Here is an 18,460-nt window from a genome sequence, read left to right as displayed (position 1 = left end):
TACCTAATTTTTTAGTGCTGTTGTAACTTATTGTTTTAGTTTCTAATTTTTAAAGAGCAAAAATAAAGGTTAAAACTGGGGAATACTTGCCAGTTTTTCTTTATTGCTGTTATTTACACTTAAACCATAACAATTAAACGTACCAAACTGCTGCTCAGTAGTTTCTACTTTTTTGATAAACAGTGGAAATTTTCTACTGTTGGCTGCATCACGTTGTTTAGTTTCTTGGCTTTCTAACCAAATAAAGGGTAATGAGTTAACGGCTTTGGGTTTAGTTTTTTCAAGCTCTGCCAAACAAGTATCAAGCGGTTGACCTGACTTTTCAGCCCAACGCTGAGCTTTACTTAGCATATCTTTTTCTATCCGCGCTTCACCTTTAACTTGTTGGCGAACAAAAACAACGTGAGTAGCATTATCGGGCACTGGTTTAACTGACTTAATATGCACGTAGTCTCCTAAACGATTTAACCATTTTGAAATGTTAAGTTGAGTCAGTTGCGATTCTTCATTTGCCAGCAATCTTAATTGATTGCCGAGCGGAAATTTCTGCTCGCTATTTTTTTCAGCACTATAACGAGGAAAACTCACCGCAATTGCTGATTGGTTTTCAGCAATTTTGTTTTCAACTAAGGCAATATGCACTTGTTGATAAACCTTTTGCCAGAGGAAACCGAGGGTAATGTCAGCTTCTGGCAATAAGGTAATATCGAGATAATATTTCATGTCTCTCTCCTATATGGCCAAAAGCTACTTGTCACTTTCGCCAAACACACCACCGCGCACTAGAATGGCCATCACATAGTGCTCATCTTCAATACGTTCTAACTCTGTACCGCGTGCCCATTTGTCAAAAAAGGTGTAAAAATCTTGTTTGTCTTTTGGGGTTCGATACGCTTTGCCTAAATTGGTAACCGCACCATAAGGTTCAATAGCGATTGGCCCAGCGGATTTTTCAGCATCTTCAAATTCTGGATACCAAGTATCAATACTGCGTAGTGCATTACCTAACTTTTGCGAGTGCATTGCGGCAATATCATTCACGCAATAGAGGATTTTACTTTTCTTCCCTTTACCTTTATCAAGTACCAGCTCCTCACTTGGGTAGACTTCTTGCGCCTTACCCACTTGTACAAAGCAATTAATTTCTAACATTAAAAAATCATCTTCACTTGATAATGCTGCAGCAATACGTTCACCTAATTCAACAACTTGTTTATCATCAATATTAAAATGACGTGTACTAAATTGTGTTGCGTCAAACACCCATGATTGCTTGCTATCTTTATTTAAAGCATTCACTTGTACTTCTATGTTTTCTGCGCCAACACGGTTGCGCCATAAAAATCGAGCGTTCGCTAAGTTAAGGGCATAACGTTTGCCTAGCTCTTTAAAGCCTTCTTTTTCAATGTATGAATTTACCGCTTGAGTGTAACTTTCTTTAAAAAGTGCATTGTTACAAGCTGATGGTTTTTGTACTCCACCTAATACTTTTAAAGTAAAGTGTAGTTTTAACGTGTCTTGCTCTGGTGCTAATGCACAACTATCAACAGTTTGTAAGTTAGGACTTTCTACTTTTGCATTTAATTTTACAGGATCGCCTTTTGTCGCCTTATCCAAACGATTTGAAATAGTGCCGCGAACTGATTTTTCAATAAGTTGTAACGCTGTTTGGCTAGCGCTATTATTTCGTTCTTCCCATTGGTTACCATACATATAGCCGTCAGACGGCACTAATTTCTTTTCAAATGCGAGTACTGATGCGGTGTCTTGATTTTTAGCCATGATAATTTTCCTTTAATAAATTAAGTTATGCGTAATAAGCGTTTTCAATTTCTTGTTCGGTTTGAATGTTTTTTTGAGTTTGAGCACAAAGATATAAGTTATTGGTTTGATCCGTTTGATAACGCCACAATATTTCATCAATTAATTTAATACTGTGTGGCATTTTAAATTCCCCCAAAGTCACGACACTTTCAGCGAAACGATGCGGGGTGTTTGGGTCACGTTGATTTTTAGCTTCGCCTAATTCAGTTAAACCATGAAAGCCCGTAGCAATGGGCACAATCCAGCCTTTATTATTTTTACGTTTACTTGTCCATACCACTTTCTCTTCATTCATTTCATCTGCTACTTTTTCACAGTGATGATGAATAACGAGGTTATCTAATAAAGCATCCATTGCATCTTGCCCCGCAGCCATTGCTTCCGTCATTAAGTCACGACGCTCAATTAAGGCATAGCCCGGCATAAGTTTGCGTGTTAATGCATTAAGATCGGTTGTATTTCCATTTTCAACTTTGAAAAATTGTGGGGCTTTAAAGGTCAAAATATCACCGCCAGCCATTTTCATATTGCTGTTAAGTAAATGGGCGATTTTTTCTCGCACTTCTGATTCATCATCTTTTTCAATACCAGTATATTCAAGTACTAAAGACACATCTAAATGGCAACGTGCTTCTTCGATGAAAGTAGGAGCTTTTCCTGAATTAAATTTGGTTAACTCCTTTTTAGTGAAAGATGGCCGCTTAGCTATAATGATAGAATTAACATTATCCTCAGCACCTTTGTAAGTTTGTAGCTCAAATTGATGGCTGATGACGGCAACACTATTAAATTGAATATCACTACAACCTTGCGTATTTAACTTGCGCTGTAATGCATGTACCGCGCCAAGCCATGCGGTCATCGCAGGAAAGCCAATGGTAAACGGGCTAGAAAGTGCATTAGCGTTATGCACTTTTATATGGGGTAATAATAACAATCGCTTTATGTTGTTCATTTTAAAAACTCCCTATTACGTTCAATCACTTCTGCAAAATGTAAGCGTTCCGCATCGCCTAATTTGATGGCTTTTTTATCTAGCACCTTTTCATAACTACGCGTTAACCATGTAGATATTTCAGTGATGAGTAAATTTAACCATTGCTCTGATTTTTCTCTTTCATCAGCAAAATCACTATGTAGCCAAGTCATCTGCACGCTTGATAGTGAAGATGTATCAGCGTGAAATTGTGCTTGTGAAACAGCACGCACTGACCACATTTTTTCAATGATTAAATCTATGATTTGTTGAAGATTACGATCTCTCGCATCACGTAGTTTGATGTTGTTATAGTCGGTCTTAAATAGTTTATGCAGTGCTTTGAAGTTATCGGCGTATTCATACTTTTTAAATGACTCGATAAAAAAGTCACTTTTAGGAAAATGAACATTTCGCTTTTCAATACACGGTGGACAAGAACTTAATAAGTAGCTTTCTCCAAAATTATCCTTATTCAACTGGCTGATGCATTGTGGGTTCGACTTAACATGCCCTTGTATAGTTAGATCAAAAAGAGTTTTATAACCCCCTTCACAAAATAAATTATCTTTTTTTGCTTTTATTTTTGATTCATTTATTTCAAAGGAATTTATATGTTTAATCCTCTTCTTTAAATCAAACATAATTATGGAAGAAGAAACTACTGATAATAAGTGATAATCATCGTAAACAGGAAAGTAAACTTGCTTTACTTTCTCACTTGTAACTACGTCTGTATTATTTGAAATAACTTCTAACAACTGAGTTTTCAATAAATCATAATCATCAACAATAGAAAACTGCTTCCTTACTACCTCTGAGTCATTCATTAAATGCTCTAAAATATCTTTACCGTCTATCAATACAAGCCTAAGGAATGAGTAAATTGGCATATACGCAGCTGTAGAGAAAAGCACATCCGTATTATTTGATATAGAAGATTGAACAAACCCTTTATTATCAACTTTTTTATTAAAATATATAGAAGTCGTTTGCGCATCAGGGTGACTATATTTGCAAGGGTGAGTTGTCATTGAAACTCCATTTGCATTTTTAGCACAATATAATAACCAGTTTTTCAAGTTATATTCATCCTTAGCTGAATTTTCAATTACTAACTTTTCACTTTCATCAATTACACCATTTTTTTTAATAACTTCTTTGCATTTAAACTCAACCCGTCTATCAATTCTTCCCTGTAAAAATTCTTGTATTGTAGGATCTAACATTGCTGACCTCCTTTTTTATTCACTCTAACTAACCCAAACTGGTCATTATATTCGTATTGTGCATTTTCACGTTCTACCATATTTATTTCTCCGTAACGCAATGACACCCGTTTAGGTGTGGCTAACCACGGCTCACTAAGATACTTGGTTAACAAGCTTTGATAATTACGTTCAAACCATAAATTTTGTCTTTGCTGTTCTGTTAATTCTATTTTCTTGATGTTGAGTATTGTTTCTCGGTTGATTACTTGATCATTAATATCAACTAAAGGCTTACCTTTTTCGTCTTTTTCAGTGAAATAGCATTGTTCTGTATTTTCGTTATAAAACAAAAATAAGTTAATGCTCGCTTCACTTTTTCTAAAAGGGGTTAACACTTGTGGTAAAGCGGTTAAGTACCATGTTTCGGTTAAGTAACCTTGTAGGGTGTTTGCGCCAAATGCAGAAAAATTGGTTAATTGCGCAGCCGTTACTTTATGCTCGATAAACGCTAATAATTGTTTATCTGCTTGGGTAGGGACTTTTATTCTAGGAATGGCATTTAAACCTTCATTAATGCATGTTTCATTCACTAATTTATTGAGGTCATGGCTGTGTAGGCTTTTATCCCAACCGTCTTCATAACCCGGTTTAACGAAATATTTGCCATCTGGCTTATCATTTGTTTTAAATGCCTTAAGGTTATATTGCATTACGCCAATATTAGCCAACTCAACTGCCTCGGCTCTGTGACGCCTTACACGTCCAGCTAGTTGTACAATTGAGCGATAAGATGAGGGTTCAATAATTGCCCAGTCAAAGTCATGATCGCGCCCTACTTCTTCAACCGGCGTTGCCACTAAAATAAACAACATATTCTTAATGTAACTATTATTTTTAGCGCATGAGTCAAGATGATTACGGATCACAGAGTTGGAAAATGCTTGCTGTGGGACGCCAGCTTTTTCTTTGCGTTTTAATACGTCATCAAGGTGTTTTTCTTGTTCATGTCGTAGCAACAAAACTTGCTGACTATGGTAAGCCATTACTTTTACTTGGGTATCTTCTGGGTAGTCGGTGTGTAATAAATATTTAGTTAATTCTACACATGGCGTTATATTTGCCACTCGTATTACACCAAATGAAACCTTGATTCCTGTTGTAGGATCAATATCATAATGCAGTGAATGTTTAGCTAAAGTCGCTTGCTTTACTGTTGAAAAATAATGAGACTGCTTGCTTTCTTCAGCTTCATTTTTTGGTGTTGATTCGTCTATTGAGAGTAAAGGACAAGGCACAATATCTGCTTTACGTTTAGCGACTTGTTTACTTAGACTATTTACTCGTTTATCTATAAAGTGACTATGTTTTAATTGATATTGCTCAATGGCCGATTCACTTTGTGCAACACTGATACTATCTACTTGAGTAGTAAATTCATCGATCCATGCGCAGCCTATTTCAGCTTTTGCTTCGTCTCGACTTTTAGTGAAAATTTTCCAGCCGTTTTTATAAGCATTAAAATAACCCAGTGCTAAATCAGGCGGGATAGTGGCTGATGAAATCATTACTTTTCTGCCTAACATGCCTGCTAAATGAATCAATCGACCAATCGCGATTAAATCATTACCGGTGAAATCATCTATTTCATCAATTACTACGTCAGATGACATTAACCGTAAACTTGGCAGAATATAGCGTCCACCTCGTTTGGTTTCTGTCGCCGCCATTAAGTGATCAATCGTGCATGCCAGCACTGGTGCATATAAAAACTGTTTATCTTTAGTGCACGTTAATACTGTACTTAGTCCTTCTTCGGGTATTTCACAATCATAATCAATAAACTCATCTAGTAAGGCTTCTTGTGATTCTGAACCTAAGACCTCATCAGTGATTTCATCTTGTTTAATTTCTCGTTGATTATGCAGTTCAGCCACCGCCCGTGAACCTATTAACACGGCAAGATCAGCATTGGTTAAGCCTATTCTATCGCGATATTCATCACCTGTTTGCAAGGTTAATGTTCTTAAACCTAGAGCTAGAATATAACGTAAACTTTTGCCGTCAGCCGATAACGCACGCATTACTTTAGCGTTAGCAAAGGTTTTACCACAGCCAGTGCTTGCCATGTTAACCGCAAAAAAACCTGTTACTTTTTTATCTTGCTGAGTTTTCCATTCATTAATTTTAGTTACGGCTTTATCTTGCCATTTGAATGCTGTGGGACTTGCTTTTCTTAGTACTTGTATGTCAGTTGCAACTGGAGGCTCTTTTTCAAATGCAGGTAATAAATGCGCGGTATTAAGCGCATTCTTTGCGACACCAACTAAGTGTTCATCAAGTTTTTGCTTTAATTCGCTCGTTTCTCGATCAGTATTTGCGAATAACCCTGTGCTATCTTGCCAGTTTTTGGCGGCATCTTGTGATGAATAATAGTGATCTCCTAACATCAAACACAAACGTGCATGGTGTAATATCAAACGATAACTACCGTCTTTCATCGCAGCTTCAAGCAAAGGTAGGTTGTTTATTAGGCTAGTTGCCCAACGTTTTACTTTTTTTCGCCATTCTTTCGATTCAGATAACAAACCACTAGGAAACTCAAAACAGTGTTTAACACGTTTGTTGTATTCTGCAGGGTCAATTTTGTTTTCATACCCCCATTCTTGAGTGATGCGTTTGAGCATTGATGGTAAATCAGATGCCTTTTCATCACGCCAGTCACTTTTTATATAAGGCAAGCGGTGATGCGAGACTATTAACCAAGCCAATAATTTAGCGGCATTGGGCAGCCTATCTAATGGTGTTAAGTTTTGAGCTTTAACGCTTTGCTTTAATTCATTGTCATTTACGCCCTTGCCTATCAGGTCACTTAACCATGTTTCATCCGATTTATTGTTTACCAATGCATTGAGTAATAAAACAGAAATCCACTCATGCCTTAACGGATCTCCTTTGAATTTATTTTTACTGTTAGGATTTAGTTTCTCTTGGAATAAACGAGACGCTTTACCCCAATCATGGAACAATGCTGAAAGTGCAGTAAGTGACTTAATTAAAGGCAGGTATTTCCAATCATTTTCTATTTCACTGTTTAACAAATTTCTTCTCGTACTATTAACTGGCACTATACCTTCACTATTAAATTTACTTTTATTACCCACTACCCACAAAAACTGGCTACGTGAACGTGACCTAATCCAATGGCAACTGACGGCGGTGCTTTTACTAGCGGTTTTCCGGAGCATTTTTTTGACTGTGAGTAAACCGTCTTCGGTTATCACGGTTTGCCAGGTATTGTCACCAATGCGGTTGGCGAAGGCATCCAGCACACGGCGGGTTTTCTTGAGTGCATTTTTATTACACTGTGAAACAAAAGTGACCATCATAGCGGCTGTGCTCCATCGTCACTGCCGTTGTTTAGCGCTATGCTTTTCACAGTATCAAACATAAAATCCAATGCTTTATGGTCGGTAAAAGCTTGTAATATTTGTTGTCTAAATTCTTGTTCTGTTGCGTTTTCAGCCGCGCAAATAAAGGCCCAAGGTAATACTAACGCGTCTTTTATTAAATCGGCTATGTCAAAAACTAACGCCCCACGCCTTGTTTTACCGTGCATAACGGCAAAGCCATGAGGTATACCTAAAACCCATAATGTGCAAGCTGCCAAGCCGTAGGCTAAGTAATTTCCGTGGTTTAAAAAATCGTTGGCTTTATCGGTATGTTGTTTACTTGAGCCTTGATGCTGGCGGGTAAAATTTTCCAGTTTGGTATTATTGGCGGCAAACTTGTATAAGGTTTTGGTGAGTTGTGCTTCGGTTAAAAGTAAATCGCTATTTTTATTCGCTTTTTCGTTTCTTTGGTGAAAAGTTGCTAACGCACTTTGAATGTTTTTAGCGGTGATATCAAAGCCATTTTGTTTTAACTCTTTATCTTTTTGCCAAACTTGGGTCAGGTATTCTATTCTAGCGGTTTGTATCTGTTTACCCGCCGCTAGTCGCTTTCCATCATCAAACCAAAAACTAACCCAACCTTGCAAATATTCAGTAGGTCGGTATTCACTTTGTGGGGTTATCCATTCAATGGCATGTTCTACATTATTTGCCATGTATAAAGGGGTACCGCCACCACCACTAAACCCAACTAACACGCCTGCTTGGGCTAACATTCTCATTGCCGCTTGGGTAATAGATGTGCCGTTTCCTAATAAAATAACCGTGGTATTTGCAATCGGTATATTAAAATACAGGTTTTCTTTATTGGCTTCGGTTAAGTACAACACCCGGCCATCTTTTTGCATCACACGACAATATTCTAAATAAAAAATATTAGCTCGTTTTGAATGCAATATTGTTTTTAAGTCTGACGGTGAAAGATCGTCCATTCCTGTATCCTTATCAATTTATTCTTTTTCCATTGAACTCAATATTTTGCACCCTATCAACCACTGGTATTTTTAACAGGTATCAAATTTGATCCGGTTGTTAAGACTTTTATTTAAGCTTGCTTTGTTAACCTGGTACATAAGGTTTTAGTGCTTTTTGGCAATTAGGCTCTAGCATAATTTGCTGAGCTTCGGCGGTGTTTTTGTATATATCTAGCCTGAGTCTGAGCAGTACATATTTAACCAATGCGGCGCGGCACTGAATAATAAGCTGGCCGTTTTGCATTTGGTATTCGCGTTCAATACAGGCTTTTTGTGCTGGGCTTAGCCGTGGATCGGGTACAATAACGACATCAACTTGGGTTTGCCATTCGTTATCATCTTGGGCGGTGGGTGGTTTAATGGTGTTTTCTTCGATTTCGCCTGCCCCTTGAAATCGAGATAAATTAAAATCGAGAAAAGCTTGATGTTTTTCATCAAATGCACGTACATGCCAGCGCAGGCCGTCATATACAAAGTGATGAGGCGCAATAATACGGCCATCGTATTCCGTGCTACGTAATGAAATATAATCCACTTCGATTCTTTTTTGTTGCTCAATTGCCGTTAGTAAGTTGGCCACTAAACTCGGTTCAACAAAATGGGCTGGCAAGCTGACAGATTCAAAACAGGGCTGTTTTTGATCGGGTTCCGCTAAAAATAAATGTTGTTCAAAGTAGGCAAGCTCATTTAATTCGCCACGAGTATAAACTGGTTTAGATGCTGGGTTTGATAAGCTTGTAGTACGCGCTTAGCGCTGCCTTTTGAAAGTAAAAATTGGCTGGCAATATCAGTTGCGTTAATTTTGCCTCGCCACTTTGCGCACGCTTCAATAAATGTAAATTCCTTTTGGTACTTCATTACGCTCCTAATTGCTTTTTATTGTTTTGTGCTTTTTATTTTTTGCAATTGTGATCATAGTCACATAATTGTTATAACAAAATCTTTCAAGCGTTAGCAAGCGCTTTTTTACATGTCTTTTATATCGTTTATATTCAACAGGTAACTGTTTATTTATCGGTCAATTTTTAATTTGCGGGGGTAAACTTTTACTAAATTAGGGTTAATTAGGGTTTAACTGTTGGTGTGTGTGAAAATATCTGCTATTTTTCTGAAAAATTGCACTTTTTATGTGAATTTAAGGAAAAAATAAAATGCCTAAGGCAAGTGATATTAAAAAAAATACGGCGATTGAAGTAAACGGTCGCACTATGATAGTTAGAGATATTGTTCGTTCTGTCCCACAAGGTCGGGCTGGTGGTAGTTTGTACCGTATGCGTTTATACGATGTGGTCACTGGCGCAAAAGCTGATGAAACCTTTAAAGATTCAGACATGCTTAATTTAGCTGATTTAACACGCCGCGATGCAATGTTTTCGTATATTGATGGCGATGAGTACGTGTTTATGGATTCTGAAGATTACACGCCTTATCATTTAAATAAAGATGCAATCGCTGACGAAGTCTTATTTATTAACGAAGATACTCAAGGGATTATGGTTGTCATTATTGATGATCGTCCGGTTGCTATTGAGTTACCGGCAACCGTTCAGTTGGTTATTACCGAGACTGCACCTTCTATTAAGGGCGCTTCTGCCAGTGCCAGAACCAAACCCGCTACCTTAACAACAGGTTTGGTGGTACAAGTACCTGAGCATATCTCTAGCGGTGATAAAATTAAAATCAGTACGGCTGACACTAAGTTTACCGGCCGCGCATAATTAAGCCGGTTGATTAAAATGTTAGTCACTCAATAGCCATTAATAAATAGCATGATAATAGAGTGAGTCGTATTGAGAGATAGCCATGATTTAGAGCAAAATGTATTTTTCAGGATGAAAAATCCAAGCTTACAGGGATGTACTTGCAGCGTTTTTGCGAAAATTATGGCTTTTCCTTTAATTTTTGTATAAAAATTATTCAAGTATGATTTTGCTCTGGTTTACCTTGCTTACGCAGCTATTATTTACAATTAAATTTTGAAAGATCTCCACACATAGCGTACATTCAAGCCTTTAAAATAATGATTAAATATGGATTATTGTGGCGCTTAAACCGACTATTTATAAAATGCGAATCGGCTTGTCTAATTTTAATAATGATTATTACGACAACTTAAATTTAACCATAGCCCAGCACCCTTCTGAAATTTAGCTAAAGCAATACAAATTGATAAAATCAGCTGGAGGTAAAAGCCATTTAAACAAGGCAAGTTGGTGCTGGCATAGTGGTTCTACGTTTAGCCAACTTAACGAAGAGTAAATGGCTTTTAGACCAGCCCGTTGGGAGCTTCACAGACGACCCACTCTTATGTTGTTTTATCTTGAAAGGTACTAACATTCCTTCGATAAAACGCCTTAGATTGAGCCGTCTGTGATAGCTCTGATAAAATCAATTTATATTGTTTTAGCTAAGAACGTTTAATGGCTCGGATTATTGCTTACTGCTTGCATGCCAAAGCTCAACTGACTTTTACCAAAGGTTTATGTGCGGTTGATGAGCCTGATATTTGGCATAAAACCTTAGACGATCAAATTTCGCTTTGGATTGATGTGGGTGAACCTAGCTTTGACCGCATTAAAAAATCTTGCCGATTAGCCAAAAAAGTGTTGGTTTATAGTTTTAATTCAAAATCTAATGTGTGGTGGACACAATCTAAAAATAAAATGCGCACCACCTCAGCCGAATTTTATCAGTTTGATGATAACGACATTGCCAAGTTAGCGGGGTTGATTGAAAGAACGATGGAATGGTCGGTCACCATTAACGATAATTGTGCTTACATTACCAGTGAACAAGGCGAGTGCGAAGTAAATTGGCAAAAACTAAATTAAGCCTTAGCTTGTCAATAACGGCGGTATGTATTGCAATAAAATAAATTACACAAAATAAACTACAACAGAATAACAAAAACAAGGTTGCCAAAATGAATATTAAAACTTGCCAAAGACTGATCACAATTAGCTTGTTATCTATTTTATTAGCCGCTTGTAGCTCAACATTAAAGCCCACTCAAATGCCAGAAAAACATCCAGTAACAACGCCTCAAACCATTAATTTATACGCTGATAATATCCCAGGTGAAATCAAAAAAAGTAATCAGGAAACTGTTCGAGATGCATCAGCAGAGCATACTTTTATAATGGATATCAATCAGCCGCAGTTAACCATATTTAAAGCGGCTCCACATTTAGCGAACGGCACGGCCGTTATTATTTTACCCGGTGGTGGTTATAAAGGGGTTTCTATTGTTAAAGAAGGTTACGATATCGCCAAACGCTTTAACTCGATAGGTATTACCGCCTTTGTTTTAAAGTACAGAATGCCTAACACAAATACTATGTTAGATAAAACAACTGGGCCGTTGCAAGATGCTCAACAAGCCATTTATTGGGTGCGTAGCAATGCAAAGCTGTGGGGTATTCATCCTGATAAAGTCGGTATTATGGGCTTTTCGGCAGGTGGGCATTTAGCTTCAACCGCGGCAACTCATTTTGATAACGCGGTGATGAGTCAGTACCAGTCTGAAAACTTAAAGCCAGATTTTCAAATTTTAATTTACCCTGTAATTAGCATGAAAGATGAAGTTACTCATAAGGGCTCACGTAAAAATTTATTAGCGCCTGAGTTAACGCCCGATAATATTGCTTATTTTTCTAACGAAGACCAAGTCACCCGTGCTACGCCCAAAGCTTTTATTGTACATGCAATAGACGATAAAGCTGTACCGGTAGAAAACGCGTTATTATACACCCAAGCCTTAACTCAACATAAAGTGCAAACTCAGTTGTTATTACTGCCAGAGGGTGGGCATGGGTTTGGTATGGATAATCCGTTTGATTGGTTTGAATCTTTAGCGACCTGGCTTAAAAACAATCAATTGAGATAAATGTTAAATTAGCTCATGATTCAGCACTTTTTACCGTATTTATAGCATAAAGATAAAGCCAAGCTGAAATTGCAGTTTGGCTTTTTAATTAATGGCTGGCATTTTCTTTATTTCTTATCTCGCCTCTTTTCCCTTTGTGCCTTATTCCACTTTGTACGCCCTATTCGACTTCGTTTAAAGGCCACACGGCAATGTAGTCTTCAAAAAACTCTAAATCGACTTCGTTATCTTTAATCACTTTGCCGCGAACAGACATACCCGCTTGGTGCATTTTAGACTTTTTACCTTTATTTAATAAAGGGTGCCAGCTTGGCAGGCCTTTACCTTCTTGCAACCGACGATAACTGCAGCTTGTTGGCATGTAAAAAATATCATCTAAATTATCGGGTGTGAGCTCAACGCAGTCTGGCACTAACTTTCGGCGTTTATCATAAACGGTGCAGCTGCATGTTTTATCGTTTAAATATTGGCAAACAATATTAGTGTATTCTAGGGTTTCGCCTTCATTGATTTGGTGAGTGGTTTCAATATCGTCCACCTCATCGTCGGCAATAAATTTATGTAAACAACATTTGCCGCAACCGTCGCAAATTTGCTCCCATTCTTGACGGTTCATTTGCTCTAAGGTTTTGGTTTGCCAAAATGGCGCCTGCGTTTTGCTTTGCTCTGTCATTAACTGCTTACTTGTGTATAAAATGAATATGGTTTAAGCCTAAGCTCTAGTTTATCTCCCGCATCAAGCGGGCCAACCCCTGCCGGAGTGCCGGTTATAATGACATCACCGGCCAATAAAGTAAAACAAGATGACATTTGTGACAGTGTTTTAGCTATGCTGCGTATCATATATTTTGTATTGCTGGCTTGCCGCACTTGTTGATTTACAGTTAATGAAAAATCGACATTTTGAATATCGTCAAATTCATCTTTTGCAATAAAAGGTGACAACGGGCAAGCTCCATCAAATCCTTTAGCGCGCTCCCAAGGTCGACCTATTTTTTTAAGATCAGCCTGTACTTGCCTTAAGGTTAAATCAAGCGCTACCCCGTATCTCCAAATAGCATCTGTGGCTTGGGTTTCGTCAGCGTTTTTCAATTTATCTTTTAGCAAAACGGCTATTTCTAGCTCGTTGTGGCAAGGCCCCAAATTGTGAGGAATATCAAAACTCGGGGTTAAAGGAACAATCGCTGTGCTGGGTTTAATAAAAAAAACCGCTTCATCGTTTACAACAGATGACATTTCTTTAATGTGATCGGCGTAGTTACCACCAATGCACACAACTTTACCAACGGGCAAATCTATCGATTCGCCCGTTATATTTTGATGTTGATAATCAGCCATATATTTTTCTTATTAAATTATTTTATTTAACGGGCGGATAGCCAATACGATCAGCTAATGTCCCCACTGAACTCACAAAGTAATAAGAACGATTCCAGTGCATTAATACTTTGTAATTGTCGTAAGCTAAATAAATACGTCCTTTTTTACCATCTGGCATTAACATAGCGGCTTTAATGTCTACCTTGGGTAAATCGCTGCCATCCATGCGGCGCACGCCTCTGTCTTGCCAAGTTTGCAAATCAACTCGGGTCGATTTCCATTTTTTAAGCCAGTCACTACGGCCATTGGTTTTAATTGGAATTGCCCAGTCGTAATTAAAATCGTCTGGTACTTTAACTTGCCGTCCCCAAGTTAAGTTATCGTTCCAGCCTTCGCTGCTTAAATAGTTAGCGGCACTGGCAAATACATCGGCCTTGTTTTTCCATACGTCTTTAATTCCATCACCGTCATAATCAACCGCATAAGCTTTAAATGAACTTGGAATAAATTGTACCTGCCCAATGGCACCTGCCCACGAGCCTTTTAATTGTTCAAGCTTGGCATCACCGTTTTTAACTATGTCTAGCGCATCCCATAACTGGGCTTTAAAAAAGGCGCTGCGGCGTTTGTCGTAACTTAATGTCACTAATGATGAAATAACTGGCATAGTACCTTGGTATTTACCAAATCCACTTTCAAGCGCCCATAAAGCGACAATAAATCTAGGCTGCACACCATATTTTTTACCAATTTCGTCGAGCAGAGTTTTGTTGTTTTTGTACTCTTGGCGAGCTTTATTAACGGTCCAGTCGGTTACGCGCTTGGCTAAATAGGTTTCAAGCGTTTCAACAAATTCAGGCTGGCCACGATCCGCTTTAATTACTTTGGGTTTGTATTTAATATCCGCAAAGGCATTATCGACTAACTCCGAATCATAACCTTTGTTAAGTGCTTCTGTTTTAAGCTCAGCTAAAAATTGATTAAAATGTGCTTCGTCTGCCGTAAAATCAGTTTGTGCATACGCTATAGAACATTGCAAACCGGCGGCAATTAATGCCGCTTTTAATAATTTAGTCATTCACTTTTTTTCCTTGTTTTGTCAAGATAGCTTTATGCTCTTCTAACAAGCTTTCTTTAGGCGGTGGCAATTGCAAATAAAAGCCTTTTTCAGATAATTCGGCTTTCACTTTATCAATGTTGGCTATCGCCAGCGAGTTTCTCTTAGCTAAGTTGAGAACTAATACAAATTCAGGTTTACCAAATTTTTCTAATAAAGCATCAGGCACATTTTCAAAATCACCTCTTTTGGTAATGTATAAGTAAGTGTCTTCTAATAAACGACTTTTATAAACATAGCTCAGCACTGGTCACACCTTTTCACGTTAAATGAGTTATATGATTGTGGTTTTTAAATAAAAATATTGCCCACATTCAGAATACGTCAATCTTGCCCTAAAATAACGCATCTATAAAGAGATAAAAACTTGCGTTCACATAAAGTGCGCTATAACATGCCTTTAAAACGCGTTACTACTAAAAAGTCTTATAAAAATTAATTTATGTCTGATTCAAAAATTGAGTTAAAAGGCAGCAGTTTTACGTTGTCTGTACTACATATACAAAATGGCGATGTTGCCAATATTGTTCAAGCTATTTCAGCTAAAATACAGCAAGCTCCTTCATTTTTAAAAATGGCACCTATTGTAATTAATGTTACTCAGTTAGGTGACGATGAACTGGATTATTTAAAGCTAAAGCAAGAACTTGAAGCACTTGAGCTCGTTGCAGTGGGCGTTTCTGGTGCAACCGACACTCAAAAAGCCGCCGCAAAAGCGGCTGGTTTAGCTTGCTTAACTGAGTCAAAAGCATCTGCACCGCAAACCAAAACCAGTGCCGATGGTAAAACGCAAATCAGATATGAGCGCGTTGAAGTGCCAGTTGAAGTTAAAGTGCCTTCGCATACGCCGGCTAAAATTGTGAGACAAAATTTGCGCTCTGGTCAGCAAATTTATGCACGCGATTCAGATTTAGTTATAATTGGCGCAGTAAGCAATGGTGCAGAAGTGATTGCAGATGGTAATATTCATGTTTACGGTACATTACGAGGCCGAGCCATAGCTGGGGCACAAGGTGATTCAAGCGCTCGTATTTTTGCCAACAAATTATCGGCTGAATTAGTTAGTATTAATGGTCATTATTGGACCAGCGAGCAATTGCAGCAGCAAGACTGTAATGGCGCTGGGTTTGTATTTTTAGACGGCGAGCAATTAGCCGTTTCCGATTTAGAAATTTAGGGAGTGAGTCAATGGCTCAAGTTATTGTTGTTACCTCTGGTAAAGGTGGCGTAGGTAAAACCACATCGAGTGCGGCAATTGGCACAGGATTAGCTTTAAAAGGCCATAAAACCGTTATCATCGACTTTGATATTGGTTTACGTAATCTTGATTTAATTATGGGCGTTGAACGCCGTGTCGTTTACGATTTTGTGAATGTGATTAATGGTGATTCCAATTTAAGCCAAACATTAATTAAAGATAAACGAGTGGATGGTTTATATATATTACCAGCTTCACAAACACGCGATAAAGATGCTTTAACGCTTGAAGGCGTTGAAAAAGTCTTAAACGAGTTGGCTGAAACCTTTGATTATATTCTTTGTGATTCACCAGCAGGGATTGAAGCTGGCGCTTTAATGGCGTTATATTTTGCAGATGAAGCTATCGTTGTAACAAATCCTGAAGTTTCTTCGGTTCGTGACTCTGACCGTATTTTAGGTATTTTAGCCTCTAAATCTCGCCGTGCTGAGCAAGGCAAAGACCCAGTTAAAGAACATTTATTATTAACGCGTTATAACCCAAGCCGAGTACAACGTGGCGATATGCTAAGCGTTGAAGATGTAAATGATATTTTAGCCGTAAAGCTAATTGGGGTCATACCTGAATCACAAGCCGTTTTACGCGCATCTAATTTAGGCGAACCCGTTATTTTAGATGAGCAAAGTGATGCTGGACAAGCTTATTTAGATACCATTGAACGTTTATTGGGTAACAAAGTTGAATACCGATTCGTAGAAGAAGAGAAAAAAGGTATTTTCAAACGATTATTCGGAGGTTAATGGACTATGTCATTGCTCGACTATTTTAAACCCAAGAAACAAACAGCTGCCTCACAAGCCAAGGAACGCTTGCAAATTATTGTTGCTCAGCGCCGACGCGCTGATGGCTCAAGCAATAAGTTAAGTGAATTAGAAAGGGATATTTTAGAAGTTATCCGCAAGTACTATGACAATATTGACCCAGAAGCGATTTCTGTTCAACTTGAACAAAACGAAGATGATTTGTCGGTACTTGAACTAAATGTTACTTTGCCAGAAGATAAAAAATAAAGTACGTAACTTTTGATATTATAAATGCACAATTCACTTGCCTGTGTAGGCTAATATTGTGCATTTATTCGCCTACCCTACTCAGTTGAGTGCAATTCAATTAATAAATGAATAATTTTTAGATCCAATATTCTCAACTTGATGTATATTATCCGCATATTATATCTGTACCTGTTTTGCTGATGGCTAAAACTGATATTGATTGACCCACCTTTAGCATTTATTAAGAATAAAGGTTTAGTAAAAAATAGATTGAACGGAGTATTGTTATGCTTAGTAATGAGGCCAAACTCGTACAAACAGCATTAATTGAAAGACAACTTGAAAACCCTCATATTGAATCAACTCATTCAAGTGATGAAAAAATTTCTAAAATTACTGGGTTAATGACTCAAGTTTTAGAAACACTTGATTTAGATTTAACAGATGATAGCTTAGCCAATACGCCCAATCGGATAGCCAAAATGTACGTTGAAGAAATTTTCAGCGGCTTAAATTATTCACAATTTCCAAAAATCACCACCATCGAAAATAAGATGCAGGTTGATGAAATGATTATCGTTGACGAAATTGCCGTTAACAGCACGTGTGAACACCATTTTGTGACGATAGATGGTTTAGCTAAAGTCGCTTATATTCCTGCAAAAAAAGTAATAGGTTTATCTAAAATCAATCGCCTTGTTAAGTTTTTTGCACGCCGCCCGCAAGTGCAAGAGCGCATGACGCAGCAAATTTTAGTTGCGCTGCAAACCTTACTTGAAACCGATAATGTAGCGGTGAGCATTAAAGCGACTCATTTTTGTGTTAAAGCACGAGGCATTATGGATATGAGCTCTAAAACTCAAACCACGGCCTTGGGTGGTTTATTTAAATCCAGTTTAAATACTCGCCAAGAGTTTTTAGCGAAATAACCTGAACCGAACAATCTAACATCGTTAGCTTGAACAATTAAAAATCCCGGTTATTTCAAATTAACCGGGATTTTTTATCGCTGCCAGACATAAAGATGGTTTAATCGTGCGATAAGCTTTTAGTGGTAAATAAATAATCTTTCAGTTCATCATCTAATACTTTGTCGCGCCGTCGTATCCACTCTAATACCATAGCGGCATGCTCTTTTTCTTCGTCTCGGTTATGAATTAATATTTGTTTTAATTCTTCGTCTTTGCAAGCATCCACTCGTTGATTGTACCAATCGACTGCTTCCAACTCTTCCATTAAAGATGTAATTGCGCGATGCATATCACGCGTTTCATCCGACAATTCTTCAATTGGTTCATGGTAACCTTCGTTTGACATGCGCTTCCCCTTTACGTGGCTAATTAAATAAGTTGATAATTATTATCTACTTAAGTTTAGAACATCGTTTAGCTTTTGCTTATAAATTATCACTAAATAGTGTATTTATAAGCAAATATTACATATCAATTTATAT

21 protein-coding genes are annotated in these 18,460 nt (G+C 37.7%); 8 read left to right on the top strand and 13 right to left on the bottom strand.

Annotated features, from left to right (window positions below; translation table 11 throughout):
• Positions 1-69 precede the first annotated feature (69 nt).
• From cas6f to OLW01_RS05505, 8 genes are all read right to left on the bottom strand, one after another.
• Positions 70-723, bottom strand: coding sequence for a type I-F CRISPR-associated endoribonuclease Cas6/Csy4 (gene cas6f / locus OLW01_RS05540; protein WP_268075739.1), 654 nt, complete (start codon positions 721-723; stop codon positions 70-72).
• 24 nt (positions 724-747) lie between these two features.
• Positions 748-1,782 (bottom strand): type I-F CRISPR-associated protein Csy3, encoded by a 1,035-nt coding sequence (gene csy3, locus OLW01_RS05535; protein ID WP_268075738.1) that lies wholly within the window; start codon positions 1,780-1,782, stop codon positions 748-750.
• 25 nt (positions 1,783-1,807) lie between these two features.
• Entirely contained in the window at positions 1,808-2,779 is a 972-nt protein-coding gene (csy2, locus tag OLW01_RS05530; RefSeq protein ID WP_268075737.1) for a type I-F CRISPR-associated protein Csy2, read from the bottom strand.
• Complete coding sequence (locus OLW01_RS05525; protein ID WP_268075736.1) at positions 2,776-4,029, bottom strand: type I-F CRISPR-associated protein Csy1; 1,254 nt, start codon at positions 4,027-4,029, stop codon at positions 2,776-2,778. The genes csy2 and OLW01_RS05525 overlap by 4 nt, the downstream gene beginning before the upstream one ends.
• The gene (gene cas3f / locus OLW01_RS05520; RefSeq protein ID WP_268075735.1) at positions 4,023-7,397 is read right to left on the bottom strand and encodes a type I-F CRISPR-associated helicase Cas3f; all 3,375 of its coding nucleotides are present in this window, start codon (positions 7,395-7,397) and stop codon (positions 4,023-4,025) included. The genes OLW01_RS05525 and cas3f overlap by 7 nt, the downstream gene beginning before the upstream one ends.
• Entirely contained in the window at positions 7,394-8,392 is a 999-nt protein-coding gene (cas1f, locus tag OLW01_RS05515; protein ID WP_268075734.1) for a type I-F CRISPR-associated endonuclease Cas1f, read from the bottom strand. The genes cas3f and cas1f overlap by 4 nt, the downstream gene beginning before the upstream one ends.
• Before the next feature lie 127 nt (positions 8,393-8,519).
• Positions 8,520-9,044, bottom strand: coding sequence for a BrxR family transcriptional regulator (locus OLW01_RS05510; protein WP_268075733.1), 525 nt, complete (start codon positions 9,042-9,044; stop codon positions 8,520-8,522).
• A 77-nt stretch (positions 9,045-9,121) separates the two neighbouring features.
• Entirely contained in the window at positions 9,122-9,292 is a 171-nt protein-coding gene (locus tag OLW01_RS05505) for a BrxR family helix-turn-helix transcriptional regulator (protein WP_268075732.1), read from the bottom strand.
• Positions 9,293-9,585: 293 nt separating this feature from the next.
• Between OLW01_RS05505 and efpL the strand changes: the two genes are divergently transcribed.
• The 4 genes from efpL to OLW01_RS05485 all read left to right on the top strand — a co-directional run bounded on the left by efpL (position 9,586) and on the right by OLW01_RS05485 (position 12,320).
• Entirely contained in the window at positions 9,586-10,152 is a 567-nt protein-coding gene (efpL, locus tag OLW01_RS05500; protein WP_268075731.1) for an elongation factor P-like protein EfpL, read from the top strand.
• 322 nt (positions 10,153-10,474) lie between these two features.
• Positions 10,475-10,585 (top strand): YaeQ family protein, encoded by a 111-nt coding sequence (locus OLW01_RS05495; RefSeq protein ID WP_428980175.1) that lies wholly within the window; start codon positions 10,475-10,477, stop codon positions 10,583-10,585.
• Between the two features lie 269 nt (positions 10,586-10,854).
• Positions 10,855-11,265 (top strand): YaeQ family protein, encoded by a 411-nt coding sequence (locus OLW01_RS05490; protein WP_268075730.1) that lies wholly within the window; start codon positions 10,855-10,857, stop codon positions 11,263-11,265.
• Positions 11,266-11,357: 92 nt separating this feature from the next.
• Complete coding sequence (locus OLW01_RS05485; protein WP_268075729.1) at positions 11,358-12,320, top strand: alpha/beta hydrolase; 963 nt, start codon at positions 11,358-11,360, stop codon at positions 12,318-12,320.
• A gap of 160 nt (positions 12,321-12,480) precedes the next feature.
• On the opposite strand, the gene OLW01_RS05480 is transcribed toward OLW01_RS05485, so the two are convergent.
• Genes OLW01_RS05480 through OLW01_RS05465 form a run of 4 tightly spaced genes read right to left on the bottom strand, consistent with a single transcriptional unit; the run spans position 12,481 to position 15,004 of the window.
• Entirely contained in the window at positions 12,481-12,993 is a 513-nt protein-coding gene (locus OLW01_RS05480; RefSeq protein ID WP_268075728.1) for a YcgN family cysteine cluster protein, read from the bottom strand.
• Positions 12,993-13,658, bottom strand: coding sequence for a fumarylacetoacetate hydrolase family protein (locus OLW01_RS05475; RefSeq protein ID WP_268075727.1), 666 nt, complete (start codon positions 13,656-13,658; stop codon positions 12,993-12,995). The genes OLW01_RS05480 and OLW01_RS05475 overlap by 1 nt, the downstream gene beginning before the upstream one ends.
• Positions 13,659-13,680: 22 nt before the next feature.
• Positions 13,681-14,718, bottom strand: a complete 1,038-nt coding sequence (locus tag OLW01_RS05470; protein ID WP_268075726.1) for a lytic murein transglycosylase — start codon at positions 14,716-14,718, stop codon at positions 13,681-13,683.
• The gene (locus OLW01_RS05465; protein WP_268075725.1) at positions 14,711-15,004 is read right to left on the bottom strand and encodes a YcgL domain-containing protein; all 294 of its coding nucleotides are present in this window, start codon (positions 15,002-15,004) and stop codon (positions 14,711-14,713) included. The genes OLW01_RS05470 and OLW01_RS05465 overlap by 8 nt, the downstream gene beginning before the upstream one ends.
• A gap of 195 nt (positions 15,005-15,199) precedes the next feature.
• Between OLW01_RS05465 and minC the strand changes: the two genes are divergently transcribed.
• The 4 genes from minC to folE all read left to right on the top strand — a co-directional run bounded on the left by minC (position 15,200) and on the right by folE (position 17,936).
• Positions 15,200-15,934, top strand: a complete 735-nt coding sequence (gene minC, locus OLW01_RS05460) for a septum site-determining protein MinC (protein ID WP_268075724.1) — start codon at positions 15,200-15,202, stop codon at positions 15,932-15,934.
• A gap of 11 nt (positions 15,935-15,945) precedes the next feature.
• Positions 15,946-16,755 (top strand): septum site-determining protein MinD, encoded by an 810-nt coding sequence (minD, locus tag OLW01_RS05455; protein ID WP_268075723.1) that lies wholly within the window; start codon positions 15,946-15,948, stop codon positions 16,753-16,755.
• A 6-nt stretch (positions 16,756-16,761) separates the two neighbouring features.
• A complete protein-coding gene (gene minE, locus OLW01_RS05450; RefSeq protein ID WP_268075722.1) occupies positions 16,762-17,025 on the top strand; it encodes a cell division topological specificity factor MinE in 264 nt (87 codons plus the stop codon).
• A 269-nt stretch (positions 17,026-17,294) separates the two neighbouring features.
• A complete protein-coding gene (folE, locus tag OLW01_RS05445; protein WP_346434232.1) occupies positions 17,295-17,936 on the top strand; it encodes a GTP cyclohydrolase I FolE in 642 nt (213 codons plus the stop codon).
• Between the two features lie 100 nt (positions 17,937-18,036).
• Here the strand turns inward: folE and OLW01_RS05440 are convergent, their stop codons facing one another.
• Positions 18,037-18,324 (bottom strand): ferritin-like domain-containing protein, encoded by a 288-nt coding sequence (locus OLW01_RS05440; RefSeq protein WP_268075721.1) that lies wholly within the window; start codon positions 18,322-18,324, stop codon positions 18,037-18,039.
• Between the last annotated feature and the right edge of the window lie 136 nt (positions 18,325-18,460).

This window comes from Catenovulum adriaticum (assembly GCF_026725475.1).
GTDB lineage: Bacteria > Pseudomonadota > Gammaproteobacteria > Enterobacterales > Alteromonadaceae > Catenovulum > Catenovulum adriaticum.
This window is presented reverse-complemented; position numbering and strand designations above follow the sequence as displayed.